Here is a 17177-nt window from a genome sequence, read left to right on the forward strand (position 1 = left end):
CCCAGAAAACAATCAATTCGCCTTTTAGGTGGGCATTATTTCTAACCCACCTGAATAGTTACAAGTATTTTTTCCTCGACCCTATGCTTTGCTCGCCGCTTTCACCACAGCATCAAACCCGCGAGCGGGTAGCAATCGCTTTAAAACGCCTAAAATATAAGTGGGGGTCGTGACGGGGTAACGCACTTTGGGCCATCGGCTTTCCAACGCATGCAAGACGCGTTTAAGCACCGCTTCTGGACCAACAGTAAACGGCACCGCCGCACCTTGGGTTTGCAAGCGCTCAAGGCTTTGCTGATAACTTTGCGCGTGACGGCTATTCTCGCAATCGACATTCGCTTTTAAGGCTTTAAGCGCATTGGCGCGAAACTCGCTGAGCACCGGCCCCGGCTGAATAAGACTGACTTTCACAGAGGTTCCAGCCAACTCTTGCCGCAAGGTATCGGTTAACCCTTCCAGAGCATACTTGCTGGCATTGTAAGCGCCGCGATAAGCCATGCCTACAAACCCCAGTATTGAGCTGTGCTGAATCAGGCGCGCTTTGGGCTGCGCTAACAATGCAGGCAGTAATGCCCGTGTTAACTGGTGTGTACCAAAAAAATTACTGGCAAATTGTTTTTCCAACGTTTCGCGGGTTAAATCTTCAACCGCGCCTGGTTGGCCATAAGCGGCATTGTTAAACAAGGCATAAATTTTCCCCTCGGTTATCTGCAGAATACTTTGTGCACCCTGCTCCACCTGCTCATTATTGGCAAGGTCAAACGCAACAACACGCTCAAAGCTTTGCAGTAAGCGCTCGCGCTGTTGCTCTGTGCGGCAACAGGGTAAAACACGGTAGCCTTGCGCGCGAAGGCCTTCGGCCACATGCAGACCAATACCGCTTGAACAGCCGGTAATCACAACCCAACACGATTTATTACTCATTTATTTTGCTCGTAAATATGCTGAAGCAGCACGGCTAACGCCTGCGACGCAGCTGCACTTTGGCGCTGCACAATAACAGCGGCCTTTTGTGTATAGGGTTTATTCGGTAATTGAAAACGCGGCGTACTATAAATGAAAGGCGCCTCTTGCGCCGCCGTATTAATCACCACGCTGATATCCAACGGCGCCGTCTTTATAGTAGCCACAGCTTCTATATTTATCGGCTCCAGAAAGCGGTCAAAGCCGGCATCCCACAGGCGGTGTAAATTCACCTTACAGTAACGCTTTCTCTTTTCAGCAAGGCAATAACCATTGCCGCCGGCATCGGATTGGCACTGTGAATTTAATCCGGCCAATGTATGCAAGGGCTGGTACGCATCAGCCAGTAGATGGGCGATAAAGGCCAGCACTACACCCTGCGCCGCGGGCGACTTCGCTTCGGAATAGGCGGCCAATAAAGGCGACCAAACCGTATCGAGCAAACCAACGCGCTCCACTCGACAACGCCCACGCGAAGATGGCGCCAATAACAACTGCCCACTAGTGGCATCCCAATAGTGCGCATTCACGTAATGCCAAGGCTTAGTATTAGCGCGGGTAAACGCACTAAGGGAATTCGGTACTGACGCTTTGGCGTGGTCCTTAAAAATAGCGCCGAGTGTTTTATCGCGGCGCGTATCTGGCCAGACAGCCACTTGCGCAAAAGCAGAATATTGCGATACCGCCTTACGCCACTTTTTTGCACGCTCGTTATTAAGGAGTGCTTGTGCGCGCTGATTAAAGTATTGCTGCTGCGGCTCACTTAATTGTGAAAAAGCCGCTTCAGCAATATTGGCATGCCCCTGCGCCGACCACGCCAAAACCGGTAGCGGCGATAACAGAATGCTCAGTAAAACCGCGAGCCGCGCAAAGCAACAAGACATTTAGGGTTTACGCGCCTTTTTAACGGTGTCGTAAGCGGCTTGAATTTCTTGTGAACGCTCAGTGGCGACTTTAATCATCTCTTCTGGCACACCCTGCCCCGAGAGTTTATCGGGATGGTATTGGCTCATTAACTTGCGATAGGCCTTTTTCAGCTCGGCATCGGTACAGCTTGCCTCAATCCCCAGCGCACTATAAGCATCGGCGATAACTTCAGCCGAGGAAGGCTGCTGCGCGCCACCGTGGCCTTGGTAGTGACCGCCTTTGAAATTGCCCTGCGCCTGGGCCATCTTCAGCATTTGCTCAAAAACAAAACGGCTAAAGCCCATTTGCTCAGCAATTTTTTGCATCGCCGATTGCTCTGCTGCATCTAAGGCGCCATCGGCCATGGCAATGGTAATTAAATAAGCTAACAATATTTGCTTCACATCGGCGTACTGACCGCACACTTGCAAAAAGTGGCCCACCAATGGCTCTGGATTAAACTCGGGGTTGGTGCCACCTTTAAAAAGATTAATCGCTTCTTTACGCTGTTCTGGCGAAAGTTGCATGCGCGACATCAGCACTTCGGCCGCCTGGACCTCTTGCTCGCTGACGCGGCCATCGGCTTTCGCCAAATAGCCCATTAACGGAAATGCGGTCGAAAATAAAGTGCTTTCGATTTGACGTCGCAATTCAGGGTTCAAGCGTTGGCGCTGCGTGTATATGCCCTTCGCTAAATAATGGCCTGCTACAAAGCCTAAGATGATGCCGAATAGGCCAAATAATTTGACACCGATAACCACACACACTAGGCGGATAATAAAACCCATAACCGCTACCTTCCCCACTCAATTTTAAGGTTCATCAATAAAGGCATGCAGCCTAAACTAGCGCGTCCATAAAACCAAGCGCAAGCTCGCAGCAGCCAGTATTAAATAAGGGGCGTACATGACATAAGGGCCGAGGAGAAAATGCTTTATCCAATAATACTTGCCTCCTGCTCCCTCAACAGCGTTACTCAAAGCATTACATGCCTCGGTAACTGCTCCACGACATTATGCTCCTGCAATGTCTAATAAGGGGCTCCTGCCCCGATGCGTTACCCTATGCCCTATAGGCCTCGGCAGGCGCCCTCGTCTAATTGGACAAGCTATTATTACCCCGGCCCTAACTTCCCTTTTTTTAATTCCTAGGTGCACGCCCCTAACTGCGGCATCTGGCAGAAAAACACACCTGCCATCGCCCAAAAGCGAAAGCAATACAGGCGACAACAAGCCTTTGACTATACTCAGGCAGGGTTCGTCAACAGGAATACTTCATGCGAGTGATCTCTTATTTTTGTGCATTCTGCACTTTATGGCTAAGCACTGTTAGCGCCGCTGCACCGCTTGAAACTATGCGTTTCAAGCGTTTATTGCACGGCACTACCGATACCGACGAGGTGATAAATGCCGTCCATGTAACGCGCCAAGACCCGCACGGGTTTATGTGGTTCGGCGGTGAGCACGGCTTAGCCCGCTACGACGGTCACGATGTCAAAATTTACCAACATTCCCCCAGCGACCCCAACTCGCTCACCAGTAATGCCATTTGGGATATTATTTTTGATCACGATGGCGTAATGTGGCTCGCCACCGACTCCGGGCTTGGGCGCTACAACGCCGCCAGCGACACTTTTACAAGCTTTCGCTCAAAAGGGTTTGATACCAATTCTATCACCGGTGATTCCGTACGAGCCCTTGCCGTCGACAGCCATAACAACTTGCTTATCGGCACCGATAATGGCTTTAACATTCTCGATGCTAGCCGTAAGCATTACAGCAGCTATACCGATCGTGAAAAAGATCCATTCCGCTTACCCAACGCCGCCATACGGGCTGTTTACACCGAGGATAACGGCCACGTTTGGCTTGGGACTACCTCTTCCGGCTTGCTACGTTTAACGCTAAAACCATTTGCCATCGAAGTTTTTTCCCACGATCCTAACAACGACAAAAGCATCGGCCACAACCGCATCACCGATATTCTGCGCGATCACACCGGTGCATTATGGGTCAGTAGTTTTGGCGGCGGCATTAGCCGGATGAACCCCGACGGCAAGACCTTCACAAACTATACTAACGACCCTAACGACCCCGAGTCATTGGGCTCTAATACCGTATGGAATATTTTTGAAGATAGCTTTAATCATTTGTGGGTGGCAACCGACCACGGCGGCTTAGCCCAGTACAACCATATAACCGATAATTTTAGCCATTTACGCCACAACCCTTACGACAGCTCCAGCTTAAGTTCGAATAATATCCGCAGCATTTTTGAAGATAAACACGGCGATTTATGGATTGGCGCCTTTCCTATCGGCACCAATTTTTTTGATCGTTCGAGTACGGTCTTTGAGAACTATGCGCATGTGCCCAGCATGCCAGACAGCCTAAGCCACTCGACAATTCTGACCCTACAAAAAAGCAGCCAAGGGCATTTATGGATTGGCACTGAAGGCGGCATTAACAGCTTTGACCCCGCCACCAAACGCAGCCAGCACATTGCTGCGCAACCTGGAGTAGAGGGCGCCCTACAATCGAACGCCGTGCTTGCATTAACCGAGCGAGATAATGGCGACCTTTGGGTAGGCACCTGGTCTGGCGGGCTTTATCGCCGGGCCGCTAACAGCCAATATTTTGAGCACTTCATGCCCTCCCCTGAAGGCGCAACAGATACCGAGGGTATTACGGTCAACAGTGCGTACATCTGGAGCTTACTGATTGATCAAAACCAGTCACATTTATGGATAGGCACAGAAACCGGTGGCCTTAACCGCTTCAACTTTGAGACGCAAAGGTTTACCTATTTCGCCCCCCATTCACAACCAGAACCCGAGAACGTTACCAACCCACATATATGGTCGCTATTACAAGATCACGAGGGCACACTTTGGGCCGGCAGTTTACACGGCCTTAATCGCTATCATGCCGATACGGATACTTTTAGCCATTATTATCACGAACCCAACAATGAGAATTCGCTGGGAAACAATCGCGTTATTGCCCTCTTTGAAGATTCACGGAACAACTTATGGATCGGTACGCAAGGCGGCGGCATTAGCATTATGGATCCACAGCGGGAAAAGTTTCACCGGTTGGGCGTAGTTGACGGTTTACCCTCGGGTAATGTCGCAAGTATTATAGAGACCCAAGACGGTAAAATTTGGGCAACCACAGATAAAGGGGTTGTAAGTATTGTCCCTAGCAATGGTGCACTCTCTAGCTTCAACATCAAAAAATATCAAAAAAGCCACGGATTAATTGGCAACAATTTTAATCGCAATGCCAGTTATGTCGACGAAAAAGGCACCCTCTATTTAGGTTCAAGCGAGGGTTTGAGTATTTTTGATAGTGAGAAAGTCGAAACACGGCAAGGACCACCCACAGTCGCGTTTACAAACTTTAAGATATTTAACGAAAACATTAACGCCAAAACAGATCAGAGCCCTTTAACCGACACAATTCAAAACACGCAAAGAATTGATTTAAATTTCGATCAACGTTTCTTTTCTATCGGTTTCTCGGCACTAAGCTATCGCTCATCTAATCGCAATCAATACGCTTATAAACTCGAAGGTTTTGACAAGGAATGGCATCATACGGGTAATCGGCATATGGCTAGCTACACCAACATTAGCCCGGGTAGCTACACCTTTCATGTCAAAGCCGCTAATGCCGCCGGGGTATGGAACGAGCAAGGTGCTACGTTGAACATTAACGTTAGCCCGCCATTACTTCGCACATGGTGGGCTTATAGCCTTTATGTCATCGTTTGCATGGGGCTAATGTGGGCCTACTTTCGCCATAAAGCCAAGCGCATAGAACTGCAAAAAGAGCGTGCAGTTAACGCCGAGCTTATTAAACTCGACAAAATGAAAGATTCCTTTCTAGCGAATACCTCGCATGAATTACGTACCCCCCTAAATGGCATTATTGGCCTAGCCGAAGCTTTACGGGACAGCTGTACGACACTGCTAGACCCGGCCAAAATAGGCCAGCTGGGTATGATTGTTTCAAGTGGTAAACGATTGTCACACCTGATCAATGACATTCTCGATCTTTCCAAACTCGCTGACCGCACCATTGACCTAAAACGTGAAGCCGTCGATTTACGCTATCTAACCGACACCGTCATCACGCTTTTAGAGCCGCTGACCAACGAAAAACCCATTAAATTACAAAATGAAATACCGGGTAACTTCTACGCCGTGCTCGCCGATGAAAACCGACTGCAGCAGATTATGTTTAACCTTATAGGCAACGCCATTAAATACAGTGACCGTGGCTTTGTTAAAATCAATGCCCAACAAGATCGAAACACCACAACTATTCGCGTTAAAGATACTGGCATAGGCATTAGCCCAGATGACCTAGAAACTATTTTTCAATCGTTCTGCCAATTAGAACACAGCGATGCACGCGAACATGGTGGCACAGGCTTAGGGCTAGCCATTACCAGGCAACTCATTGAATTACACGGCGGTAAAATTGATGTTGTTTCCCAGCCGACCAAAGGAACAACGTTCATCTTTACCATTCCAACAAGTGATATTTTGTGTGAACGCCGAAAAGAACCCTCACGGCTAACGCCTCCAATAAACATTAAACAACACCGAACTCGCACTAAAGAAACACACACAAAATCAAACATTAGCGACACACAAAAAACGACAATTGAAACCAGCATTCTTAAAAAAGAAAACCCAAACACTTCAGAAAACGTGACATCACAGCCAGCAGCCAAAACAGCATTAAAAATTAAGCCATTAGAAAATTCCGAGAAAATTACAATATTGAGCGTGGATGACGACCCCATTAATCGCATGGTATTAAATGGTATTTTAAAACTGCATAACTATAATGTCATCGAAGCGGATAATGGTATATCCGCGATAGAGAAAGTGCAGAAACATCCTGAAATTGATCTCGTTATTCTGGATGTTATGATGCCTAAAATGACAGGCTACGAAGCGTGTGAAATATTAAGAAAAAGCCACGCTATCTATGAACTCCCTATAATTTTCTTAACCGCAAAAGATGTAGAAACCGAATTAACGCAAGGTTTTTTAAGCGGTGGTAACGACTTTGTCAGCAAGCCCGTTAAAAAAGAAGAGTTATTAGCGAGGATCAAAGCTCAACTCAGTGTATTACTGCATACCCGAGCCGTTAATAATACGTCCATTCAAAAAGCCAATCAGCACCTACTCTGACAGAAACTAAGGGGCGTGCACGGAATAAGTTGCTGGAGTTTGGGCTTGTGGGTGCTGCTTGGCGAGGCGAAAATATGGCGTAATAGCCGGCTATTGCAAATATGTTTAACGAAGGCAAGCGTGCAGCCAGGAATTCAAAAACGGGAAGTTATTTAATGCACGCCCCCTAGGAATACCCTCTTTTTTATTCTCAGCTAAGGCTTTCAGCTTAAAAGCAAAGAAGGTTATTTACAGGCATGATTAATAATTGCTGCACTGATCTTTTCAAGAGGAAGAACAATATTGGCAGCTCCAAGTTTAAACGCTGCTCCGGGCATCCCCCAAACCACTGAAGTTTGTTCATCCTGAACAATAGTGTAGGCACCTTTTTCTTTTAACCGCAATAATGCTTGTGCGCCATCCGCTCCCATGCCGGTCAATATAACGCCCATACTCAATTTGCCTGCAACCTCATTGACAGAATCAAACAGTGGCTCGACAGAAGGTTTATGACGATTAATTTCAGGACCATCGTCTAGTATACAAATATAACCAGCGGCGACCCGCTTAACCCTAAGGTGCGAATGCCCTGGCGCTAAATACACATTCCCAGCTTCAATCGGTTGCTGATGCACCGCTTCATGCACTGTCACCGCCGAACAAGAATCTACACGTTTGGCAAATGACTGACTAAACGCCGCCGGGATATGTTGTGCAATCACTATTGGAGGCGCGTGCTCGGGTAAAGCCGATATCACACATTTAATCGCCTCGGTTCCACCCGTTGAAGCGCCAATAGCACAGATAAAACCCGTTTTAGCACGGCCAGACATCGTAATGCGCGCCTTGGGTTGCGGCACTTGGTTATCAGCAAGATGGGAGACGTTTGCCTTTGCAGCCCAATATACTTTTTCACAAATATCCTGCCCATAGCGCTCTAAGGCTTGCGGGTCATCACCTTGGGGCTTTGCAACATAATCAATGGCGCCCATTTCAAGCGCCTCCAATGTTGCAGGAGCGCCAGCTTGTGTTAATGTCGAGATCATCACTACGGGAATAGGCCGTAATCGCATCAGATTTTTCAGAAAGGTAATGCCATTCATTTTAGGCATTTCAATATCTAACGTCACAACATCGGGGGATAGCTGTTTAATTTTTTCACGCGCTTCAAAAGGATCATTCGCGGTCCCTATAACCTCCAGACGGCGATCTTCGCTCAGCAATGCTGTTAACAATGTTCGAATTAATGCGGAATCATCAACAATCAATACTTTCGTTTTTTTTCGTTCCAAAGTTATTCACTCCAATGCGAACCTATGCGTCCAAAATACATGACCGACTCGGAGTAAACAACCAAACACATGTTTACACCGTATACACTTTTCTCTACCAACAGGTAAGCGATTAAAACAGTTCGACATCGCTCGATGTAGGCTTGGCCATTGACTCCAAATATTTTTTCTCTTGCTGAGAAACCTCTGGTACCCTGTCCGTTTTCAGCTTTTTCATTTTAACATTGCCAGTTTCTGGAAAATAAAGCACTTTACGCGGATATACATCACCCACATTTTGAGATTGAATCGTCAACCCTTCGTTTGCAAGATACTCCGTGATAAATTCAATATTCTGCTTTCCTACGTCAATATTAGTCATTCCAGCCAGCACTCTACCGCCGCCAAAAACTTTAACTTCCAAACGCTCTTTGCGCCCACCTAACTTAAGAATTTCGTTAACAAGGTATTCCATCGCCCAATTGCCATAACACAAAGCTGGGTCCATAGCCGCAGTGCGTGATATACCAGTAGCACCTGACTGCAACGGCAACATAAAGTGATTCATTCCGCCCACACGAACAAATGGATCGCGCACACAAACAGAAATACACGAACCCAATACGGTGCTAATCATTTCAGTACCACCAGTCACATAACATTCCCCCGGCAGAATTTTAGCCGTAATCACGCCATGCGTAGGGTCCCAAAAGCGTTTGATATGCTCAAACCCTTTGGGCGCCTTTGGCATCTGTAATGGTTTTTTCGACACGGGCTGCATTCGCTATTACTTCTTCTGATACATAGTTTTTCCTAATGATATGAAATCACTAGACACTCTATTAAGATTTTCCGAATGGCCGATAAAAAGATAGCCTCCGTCAGCTAACATTTGATGATATCGCGCAAACAATTTCTTTTGTGTTTCCTGATCAAAATAAATAACAACATTACGACAAAATATAATATCAAAAGGCCCTCTCATAGGCCATTGATGCAATAAATTCAGCTGTTTGAATGCTATTTTATCTTGTACATCTTCACGTATTTTTATTTCACCGGTACTCGGATTACGCTTTAAGTAACGCGTATATTCATCGGGAATACCCGTACAACGATCTTCCTGGTAGATACCCTGCTGCCCTTTTGCAACAACGTTAGTATCAAGATCTGTTGCCAATACTTTTACATCCCACTGATTAAAGCCGGCAGCTGCAGACAGGGTCATGGCAATACTATAAGGCTCTTCACCCGTAGAGCAGCCCGCAGACCAAATGCGCAAACGTTTAGATGTTGCATTTTTCCGTAGAATATTCGGAAACGCGGTCGCCTTTAAAAAATCGAAATGATGATTTTCCCGAAAAAAAGCAGTTAGATTTGTTGTGATAGCATTTATAAATTCATGTTGCTCGGGTGACTCCTCAGAAATCAAAGCACAATAATCTTCAAAAGAAACTAAGCCTAAAGCTCTTAAACGTCGAGCTAAACGCCCATAAATCATATTCTGCTTATGATCGGAGAGTGTAATACCTGTCAAGCTATACGCTATCTCTCGAATATGGACAAAGTTCGCGTAGGTCATCGTAAATTCACGACCCGCTCCACTCTCCTCCTTGTTACGATTACTCAATCCAGACATAAAATTCTCTCTACATAAAGGCGCTGAATGGGCCTCGATCCAATTTAAAAAGTAATCTCCTTATTCTTACTGACACGTCCATCATTTATTACCATCTTACATATTGGCTCAATGATTCCTCAAAAAGCGATTAGGGGCTAGGCAATAATAGTTTATCCAATTAGGCGAACAGATCGGCTTTCTTATCGAGGCGCTTAAAGGTTTAAGCAGCGAAGATAAGGATGTCGATATCAAGCATTAGTGGATGAACTATTGCTTCCTTGCCCCTTAAAACTCCTCCCACTCATCGTCAGATTTAACCGATCTACGGGGACTGGAGCTAGCTACAGATTTCGCTACCTTTCTGGGGGCTACTGCAGCGGATGTAAATTCTGTATTCGAAGTACCGGCTGCTGAATGGCCCTGACTTGAGCCGACACTGAAGAATTCGACAACTGTATTCATCGTGCGCGCTTGATCAGCCATAGCTTGACCCGCTGCCGATGCTTCCTCGACTAACGCTGCATTTTGTTGCGTCATTTCATCCATTTGTGATATCGCGGTATTAACTTGCTCTATACCATTTGTCTGCTCTAGTGCCGCTGCCGCAATTTCACGAATCATGCCGCCGACTTTTTCAACAGACTCCACAATCTCCGATAACGTTGCACCCGAAGCGTTAACCAACTCGCGTCCGTCTTCGACTTTTGCCACACTGTCTCGAATAAGGTCTTTGATTTCTTTCGCTGCACCAGCAGAGCGTTGCGCAAGATTGCGCACTTCGCCAGCAACTACTGCAAAACCTCGGCCTTGTTCGCCAGCCCGCGCCGCTTCTACGGCAGCATTTAAGGCAAGTAGGTTCGTCTGGAAAGCAATTTCATCAATAACACCAATGATGTCGCTAATTTTTTTGCTGGCAACATTAATATCTTCCATTGCCTGTATAGCTTTAGAAACAACTTCGCCGCCACTGCGTGCCTTCACTTTTGCTTCGTCGGAATAGGTATTAGCTTCCTGCGCATTAGTCGAACTCTGGCGCACAGTAGATGTCATTTCTTCCATGCTCGAAGCGGTTTCCTCTAATGAAGAAGCCTGTTCTTCGGTACGCTGACTAAGATCAGCATTACCTTGCGCAATTTCGTTGGCGCCGGTTGATATCGCCCCCGAAGACGCTCTAATTTTCCCAATAATTTCGGTTAATTTATCGGCGGTTAAATTAGCATCGGTTTTCAGCTGACCAAAAGCGCCTTGGTAGTCCCGCGTAATACGTTCAGACAAATCTCCTTTCGCCATTGCTCCTAGCATGCGTAACACATCATTTAAAGACACCTCAACAGTTGATACCAGCGTATTCAAACCTTTACTTAAATCAACAAAGAAGCCCGACTTCCCATCTAGACTTAACTGGCGGGTAAAGTCTCCGCCCATCGCCGCTTCAAGCATACCGTCTATTTCACGCTCAATATTAATTTCGGCGGTTTTATCGGCCCACTCAACAACGGTACCCATGCGCTTGCCATCAACCATAATGGGCGTGGCTATCACCGAAAAATGCCGCCCCGCAACTTCTGCTTTACCGGTATAGGTCGAGCGCAAATTTTGAATTAAGCCGCGCTGATGTGCAGGATTCTTATGGAAAACATCCATATTTTTCCCCATCAAATTTTTAGCACTAAAATCGCGAAGTTCTTTTCTTAAGTCTGCCTCTGCATCGCTCATCATCGACTGAACAGCATCATTCATATAAATAATATTGGCATCGTCATCGGCAATCATAACGTTCGCCGTCACCGTATCCAGCGCTAAACGAACCCGAGCATTTTCAGATGATATTTTTAACTCACGCTCTTGATTCTCAAGTTCAACGGTTTTATCTTTCCACTCCACCACCGTCCCTGTACGCTCCCCGTTGTCATCAAATAAGGGCGTTGCTATTAAACCAAACGTCAGTGTATCCACTTTAATATTGGTATTATAAGAAGATCTTAAGCCGGCTAACATGCTGCGTTGATGGGCAGGATTCTTATGGAAATCATCAATACACTTGCCCATTAAATTGCGAGAGTCGAAGCCTGGAATTGCACCTTGCAACTCTTTTTGGCGATTTTGTAGCATATCCAATACAGCTTTATTCATATAAGTGATATTAAGATCTTGATCTGCCAGCATCACGCTGGTATCACACACATCAAGGGCTTGCCGAATACTCAAATTAGCTTGCGAAACTTTTTCAGCTTCAGTTTCTCTCGCTAAATCATCTGTTTTATCCAACCATTCAACTAGAGTGCCCAAGCGGTTACCATCGGCATCCACCCAGGGGGTAGCAATTAAACCAAACGTTAGTGCATTCAGTTTTAAATTAGTATTGTAGGGTTCTTGTAAACGACCTAATAGGCCACGTTGATGAGCCGGATTTTTATGGAAAGTATCAACGTTAGTTCCTATTAATGTGTCGACGTTAAAGTTGGGCAACAGTTCCTTAAGCTCTGTCTCACGTGAGCGCAACATAGCCTTTACCGTGTCATTCATGTAAACGATATTTAAATCATTATCGGCCAGCATAACATTGGCTTGGCACTGCTTTAAGGCACTCGCATAACGACTATTGGTTGCATTTTTTTCTTCAGCTATTTTACGTTCGGTGGCATCTTTAACGAAGGCAATAATACTGTTAACGCCACCGCTTTTATCCGTCACGGGCACAAAATGTATTAAACACCACACTTTTCCACGCGCCGTTTGACTCGGCATGTAAACCTCGGCGCCCTCACGAATGGTGTGAGAGCGTGAATTTTCTACGATAGACCGGCCAATATCGGGTTCGCTACAATAGTTGTCTAAAACAGTATCAATAAGAGATTCAGCCTGCACCCCGAGCAAGTTACAAAAGTAACGGTTCGCGCTCTTAATCAAACCGGTGTGTGCATCCATTTCAACAACACCCTGAGCGTTATTCAACGCATCGAGTACTGCCGAATTTTTACCACCGCCAAACAACTGTGAAATTGCATTCATACTAATAGTCCTCTCAAATTCTTGAGATAATTTTATGCGCTTAGGGCGCTTTTAAGTTCATCCAGACTAGGAAGATCATCGGACGTTAATAACTTATCGATATCTAACAAAATAACCATTTTTTCATCAACGGTAACCAAACCTTGAATAAAGTCAGTATCAATACTACTGCCAAGATCTGGTGCGCTGCGCATATCACTGCGCGACAAGGTGTAGACATCCGACACTGCATCTACAACAATCCCCATAATACGAGAGCCATCTTCCGTGCGTACTTTCAAAACAATAACCACAGTAATAGCACTGTATTCAATGCCCGATAAACCAAAGCACTGGCGCAAGTCCACAATTGGCACAATGGTACCGCGTAGATTTATAACGCCTTTTATTTGCGATGGTGCATTGGGCAGCGGGGTAGTCGGCTCCCACCCTCGAATTTCCTGCACACATAAAATATCTACACCGTACTCTTCATCATCCATGATAAACGTGAGGTATTGACCAGAAGTGGCTGAGTCGGATTGACCATTCACACCAACATCTATTTTTTCAGCTTGCATACGGGTATCCTATGCTGTCTTTCGTAGCGTGTTTTGTTGAATTAATTGATCTGCGCCAGCTAACCGTACAACTCCCGGTACATCAATAATGAGCGCAACTCTGCCATCGCCCAAGATTGTTGCGCCCGAAACGCCCTCTATACGCTGGTAATTTTGTTCTAAACTTTTTATCACAACTTGCTGCTGAGCCATAAGTTCATCCACCAACATTCCAACTTTAAAGCCATCGCATTCAACAACCACCATTAACGAGCGTTCAGAATCGACAACCTTTTCATTGCCAAAGGCTTCAGATAAATCAACTATTGGCACATATTCGTCACGCAGCTTAAAGACACTACAGCCGCCAGCAATATGACTAACAAATTCTTCACGGTATTGCATCGACTCAACAATGGACACTAACGGGAAAATATAAGTATCGGGGCCTACACGTACTAATTGCCCATCCAAAATAGCGAGCGTTAGTGGCAAGCTAATTCTTATTTTTGTGCCTTCGCCTATCTTAGACTGTATCTCTACAACACCATTCAATGCCTGAATATTACGCTTTACAACATCCATGCCAACGCCACGACCGGATAAATCACTGACTTTATCGGCTGTCGAAAAACCGGGTTGGAAAATGAGATCAAATATTTGCTCATCGGTATATGTTGCAACGTCCGTATCGTTGACCAACCCTCGTTCGATGCCTTTGGCCGCGATTTGATTTCGATCTAAGCCTCGGCCGTCGTCTATAATTTCGATGACGACATTACCACCCTGATGATAGGCATTTAAGGTAACCGTACCGACTTCGGGCTTACCTTTTGCAATTCTGTCTGCGGATGTTTCAATGCCGTGATCCACAGAGTTTCGAACAAGATGAACGAGCGGATCACCAATTTTTTCCATCACCGTTTTATCAAGCTCTGTATTTTCCCCTTGTAAAATCAGGTCTATTTTTTTATCTAACGACTGCCCTAAATCACGAACCATTCGAGGAAAACGACTAAATGCAAAACTGATAGGCAGCATGCGAATACGCATGACACTTTCCTGTAGTTCGCGCGTATTTTGTTCCAACTGACTTAGACCTTCGATAAGTTTAGGTAGGCTTTGCATATCAAAGTCCGCTCCTAACTGCCCTAACATCGACTGAGTAATCACCAGCTCGCCAACCATATTAATCAAACTATCGATTTTATCGATACCTACACGAATCGATGAGGATTCAGAAGAGGCTTTCTTTTGCACCGGTTTTACAGTGGGTTTTTCCGCCGCTGGCACATTACTTACGGCAACAGGTGCGACTGCCACACTCGGAATGTTTTGTTGTACGGGCACCGTAGCTGTTGCTTCAGTAACGTCTTCATTCACCGGAGACAATACACTTGAGTTTACGGCTTCAATATGGATATCGCCTTCGCCAGTTACCCACTCAAAGACCTCATCAATTTCATTTTTACACGATGGCCCTAGCAGCTCTAAATCCCAAGAAAGGTAACATTTTTCACTATCGACTAATTTAAACGATGGCAATTGTGCAGTATTAAGCGTACATATCGCTATTTCGCCTAAATGCGAAAGTTCATTAAATATGCGTAATGGGTCATTACCCGTTTGAAATAAATGCGGGTAAGGTGCGAAGTGTATGCGCCAGCGATGTTCTGACTCGCACGCACTACTTGTATTTGATACATTCGAATTAAGTAATAGCTCACAGTCACCATCGACCCATTCAAAGACTTCACGAATGGCTTGCTCAGTAATACCTTCGCCATCAATATTTATTTTCCAATGATAGCAACAATCTTCGGCAATGAAATTTTCAAAATTGGGAGTATCACCTAACAGCTCTACCGTAGAGTTTTCCGCCAACTCGCATAAATCTCGAATTAAGCGCAAAGGATCATTACCCGTTCGAATAATGCCTGCTACAGGTTTAAATATAACCTCCCAGAAATTTTCAGCGTTACTCTCAACAGCCTCTACAACAACACTTTCCTCGCTGCCTTGTCCTAACACCGCCTCTAAAGCCGCTTGTATCTCGATAGCCGTGGGCGTGTATTCATTGCGTTCGTCTTGAATTAACGCCAACATTTCACGCATACAATCAACAGATTTTAGCAGTAAATTAACGTGTTCTGTCGCCAAACCCCGTTGACCACTTCTTACTTCATCAAGAAGCGTTTCCAAAACATGTGTAAAGCCTGCCAAAGCACTAAAACCAAACGTACCGCCGCCACCTTTTATTGAATGTGCACTACGAAAAATAGTATTAATGACTTCGTCATCAATGGATTCCACATCCAGTTCCATCAGCGCAGATTCCATAGCATCTAAGCCTTCTACGCTTTCTTCTATGAATACCTGATGGAACTGTTTCAAGTCGACAGCCATTGCGCTTACCTTTTTTGTAACATTGCAATTAACGATTTAATGACGCATTAAAGTACTTTGCCAATCGTTGCTAATAGCTGATCAGGGTTAAAGGGTTTAACAATCCAACCCGTAGCGCCCGCCGCCTTGCCTTCCATTTTCTTATCGGAACTGGATTCAGTGGTCAGCATTAAAATAGGTGTGAACTTATAAGGCGCCAGTGTTCGCAGTTCTTTTATTAATGAAATACCATCCATATTAGGCATATTAATATCTGAAATGACTAAATCTACCTCCCCCTCTAGTTTCGCTAGCTTGAGAGCCTCGACGCCATCCGAAGCCTCCATCACATCATGCCCAGCCCCTTTCAATGTAAATGAAACCATCTGTCGCATTGATGCAGAATCATCCACGGCAATTATTCGTGCCATACCCTATCTCCACACAGTTATTGAATTTCTAATTTAGTTTGCATGCCTAACAAGCGTGCCCCGCCCACCAAAACCTCAGATGGTTTATCCCAAACCCATGAGATTTGTCTTTCTTTGGCAGCCTCTTTTGCGACTAGCAATAATTGCAGACCCGCCGTATCTACCCGCCGAACGTCTTTTGCATGAGCAATAATGCTGTCATTTTTTTTGTCGTCGACAAGGGCCTCGAGCTGCTCATGCAAAGCTTGCACATGGGCAACCGTTAGATTTTCAGGCAATTCAAATTCAACGCTTTGTGACATATATCCTTCCTCTGCCGTATCATTTTCGCAATAACTGCAATATGGGCAGCTATCCGTCACAAGCACTATCCCGCTAAAAATTAACCTCAAGATAGTTGCAATAATATAATTGTAGACGGTGATTATTTTTACGTAAAAAAACTAGCGTTATATATAAAAAACGGGATTGACTTGCATTCATTGAATTTAATGCGCAACCCTACAAACCATACATATGGTGCTAAAAAAACTCCTTTTTATGATACTTGAGAATAAATAGAGCCGACTTCGTCTTTAGCTATAACAGCTTCAACCATTGAAAAGGATTAGTGTTCCAAAAAAGTCTTAAGGGAATTGAGGGGTCAAGGAATAAAATCACGAGAAAAAAGGATTACGATGCCAACCTGCTGTGGCCACAACCAGTAAACAATCATTATTGTAACTATTCAGGTGGGTTAGAAATAATGCCCACCTAAAAGGTGAATTGATTGTTTTCTGGACATTCAAGCGTCGGGAACGCTTGCATAGGGGCGTGCATGAAATAACTTCCCGTTTTTGAATTCCTGGGTGCACGCTTGCC

The 17177-nt window shown here is 45.4% G+C and carries 12 protein-coding genes; 1 reads left to right on the forward strand and 11 read right to left on the reverse strand.

The annotated features are described in order from the left end of the window. Positions 1-81: 81 nt before the first annotated feature. Genes AC3A8L_RS11465 through djlA form a run of 3 tightly spaced genes read right to left on the reverse strand, consistent with a single transcriptional unit; the run spans position 82 to position 2657 of the window. The gene (locus tag AC3A8L_RS11465) at positions 82-924 is read right to left on the reverse strand and encodes an SDR family NAD(P)-dependent oxidoreductase (RefSeq protein ID WP_487962394.1); all 843 of its coding nucleotides are present in this window, start codon (positions 922-924) and stop codon (positions 82-84) included. Beyond that, positions 921-1847, reverse strand: coding sequence for a S1/P1 nuclease (locus AC3A8L_RS11470; RefSeq protein WP_487962395.1), 927 nt, complete (start codon positions 1845-1847; stop codon positions 921-923). The genes AC3A8L_RS11465 and AC3A8L_RS11470 overlap by 4 nt, the downstream gene beginning before the upstream one ends. After that, positions 1848-2657 (reverse strand): co-chaperone DjlA, encoded by an 810-nt coding sequence (gene djlA / locus AC3A8L_RS11475; protein ID WP_487962396.1) that lies wholly within the window; start codon positions 2655-2657, stop codon positions 1848-1850. Positions 2658-3145: 488 nt separating this feature from the next. Between djlA and AC3A8L_RS11480 the strand changes: the two genes are divergently transcribed. Next, a complete protein-coding gene (locus tag AC3A8L_RS11480; protein ID WP_487962397.1) occupies positions 3146-7078 on the forward strand; it encodes a two-component regulator propeller domain-containing protein in 3933 nt (1310 codons plus the stop codon). Positions 7079-7302: 224 nt separating this feature from the next. Here the strand turns inward: AC3A8L_RS11480 and AC3A8L_RS11485 are convergent, their stop codons facing one another. The 8 genes from AC3A8L_RS11485 to AC3A8L_RS11520 all read right to left on the reverse strand — a co-directional run bounded on the left by AC3A8L_RS11485 (position 7303) and on the right by AC3A8L_RS11520 (position 16618). After that, positions 7303-8349: a protein-glutamate methylesterase/protein-glutamine glutaminase gene (locus tag AC3A8L_RS11485; protein ID WP_487962398.1), complete on the reverse strand. Its 1047-nt coding sequence runs from the start codon at positions 8347-8349 to the stop codon at positions 7303-7305. A 112-nt stretch (positions 8350-8461) separates the two neighbouring features. Further along, positions 8462-9100: a chemoreceptor glutamine deamidase CheD gene (cheD, locus tag AC3A8L_RS11490; RefSeq protein WP_487962399.1), complete on the reverse strand. Its 639-nt coding sequence runs from the start codon at positions 9098-9100 to the stop codon at positions 8462-8464. A gap of 15 nt (positions 9101-9115) precedes the next feature. Then, complete coding sequence (locus AC3A8L_RS11495; RefSeq protein ID WP_487962400.1) at positions 9116-9967, reverse strand: CheR family methyltransferase; 852 nt, start codon at positions 9965-9967, stop codon at positions 9116-9118. Between the two features lie 267 nt (positions 9968-10234). Beyond that, complete coding sequence (locus tag AC3A8L_RS11500) at positions 10235-12961, reverse strand: methyl-accepting chemotaxis protein (RefSeq protein WP_487962401.1); 2727 nt, start codon at positions 12959-12961, stop codon at positions 10235-10237. A gap of 32 nt (positions 12962-12993) precedes the next feature. Continuing rightward, positions 12994-13521, reverse strand: coding sequence for a chemotaxis protein CheW (locus AC3A8L_RS11505; protein WP_487962402.1), 528 nt, complete (start codon positions 13519-13521; stop codon positions 12994-12996). A 9-nt stretch (positions 13522-13530) separates the two neighbouring features. Then, positions 13531-15906: a chemotaxis protein CheA gene (locus AC3A8L_RS11510; RefSeq protein WP_487962403.1), complete on the reverse strand. Its 2376-nt coding sequence runs from the start codon at positions 15904-15906 to the stop codon at positions 13531-13533. A 47-nt stretch (positions 15907-15953) separates the two neighbouring features. Next, complete coding sequence (locus AC3A8L_RS11515) at positions 15954-16316, reverse strand: response regulator (protein ID WP_487962404.1); 363 nt, start codon at positions 16314-16316, stop codon at positions 15954-15956. 17 nt (positions 16317-16333) lie between these two features. Next, positions 16334-16618: an STAS domain-containing protein gene (locus tag AC3A8L_RS11520; protein WP_487962405.1), complete on the reverse strand. Its 285-nt coding sequence runs from the start codon at positions 16616-16618 to the stop codon at positions 16334-16336. Positions 16619-17177 lie beyond the last annotated feature (559 nt).

The organism is Marinagarivorans sp. (genome assembly GCF_982758155.1).

What these genes read in the sequence shown, in the direction of transcription:
- AC3A8L_RS11465 (WP_487962394.1), bottom strand. Translation starts at nt 924, where the DNA reads ATGAGTAATAAATCGTGTTGGGTTGTGATTACCGGCTGTTCAAGCGGT.
- AC3A8L_RS11470 (WP_487962395.1), bottom strand. Translation starts at nt 1,847, where the DNA reads ATGTCTTGTTGCTTTGCGCGGCTCGCGGTTTTACTGAGCATTCTGTTA.
- djlA (WP_487962396.1), bottom strand. Translation starts at nt 2,657, where the DNA reads ATGGGTTTTATTATCCGCCTAGTGTGTGTGGTTATCGGTGTCAAATTA.
- AC3A8L_RS11480 (WP_487962397.1), top strand. Translation starts at nt 3,146, where the DNA reads ATGCGAGTGATCTCTTATTTTTGTGCATTCTGCACTTTATGGCTAAGC.
- AC3A8L_RS11495 (WP_487962400.1), bottom strand. Translation starts at nt 9,967, where the DNA reads ATGTCTGGATTGAGTAATCGTAACAAGGAGGAGAGTGGAGCGGGTCGT.
- AC3A8L_RS11500 (WP_487962401.1), bottom strand. Translation starts at nt 12,961, where the DNA reads ATGAATGCAATTTCACAGTTGTTTGGCGGTGGTAAAAATTCGGCAGTA.
- AC3A8L_RS11505 (WP_487962402.1), bottom strand. Translation starts at nt 13,521, where the DNA reads ATGCAAGCTGAAAAAATAGATGTTGGTGTGAATGGTCAATCCGACTCA.
- AC3A8L_RS11510 (WP_487962403.1), bottom strand. Translation starts at nt 15,906, where the DNA reads ATGGCTGTCGACTTGAAACAGTTCCATCAGGTATTCATAGAAGAAAGC.
- AC3A8L_RS11515 (WP_487962404.1), bottom strand. Translation starts at nt 16,316, where the DNA reads ATGGCACGAATAATTGCCGTGGATGATTCTGCATCAATGCGACAGATG.
- AC3A8L_RS11520 (WP_487962405.1), bottom strand. Translation starts at nt 16,618, where the DNA reads ATGTCACAAAGCGTTGAATTTGAATTGCCTGAAAATCTAACGGTTGCC.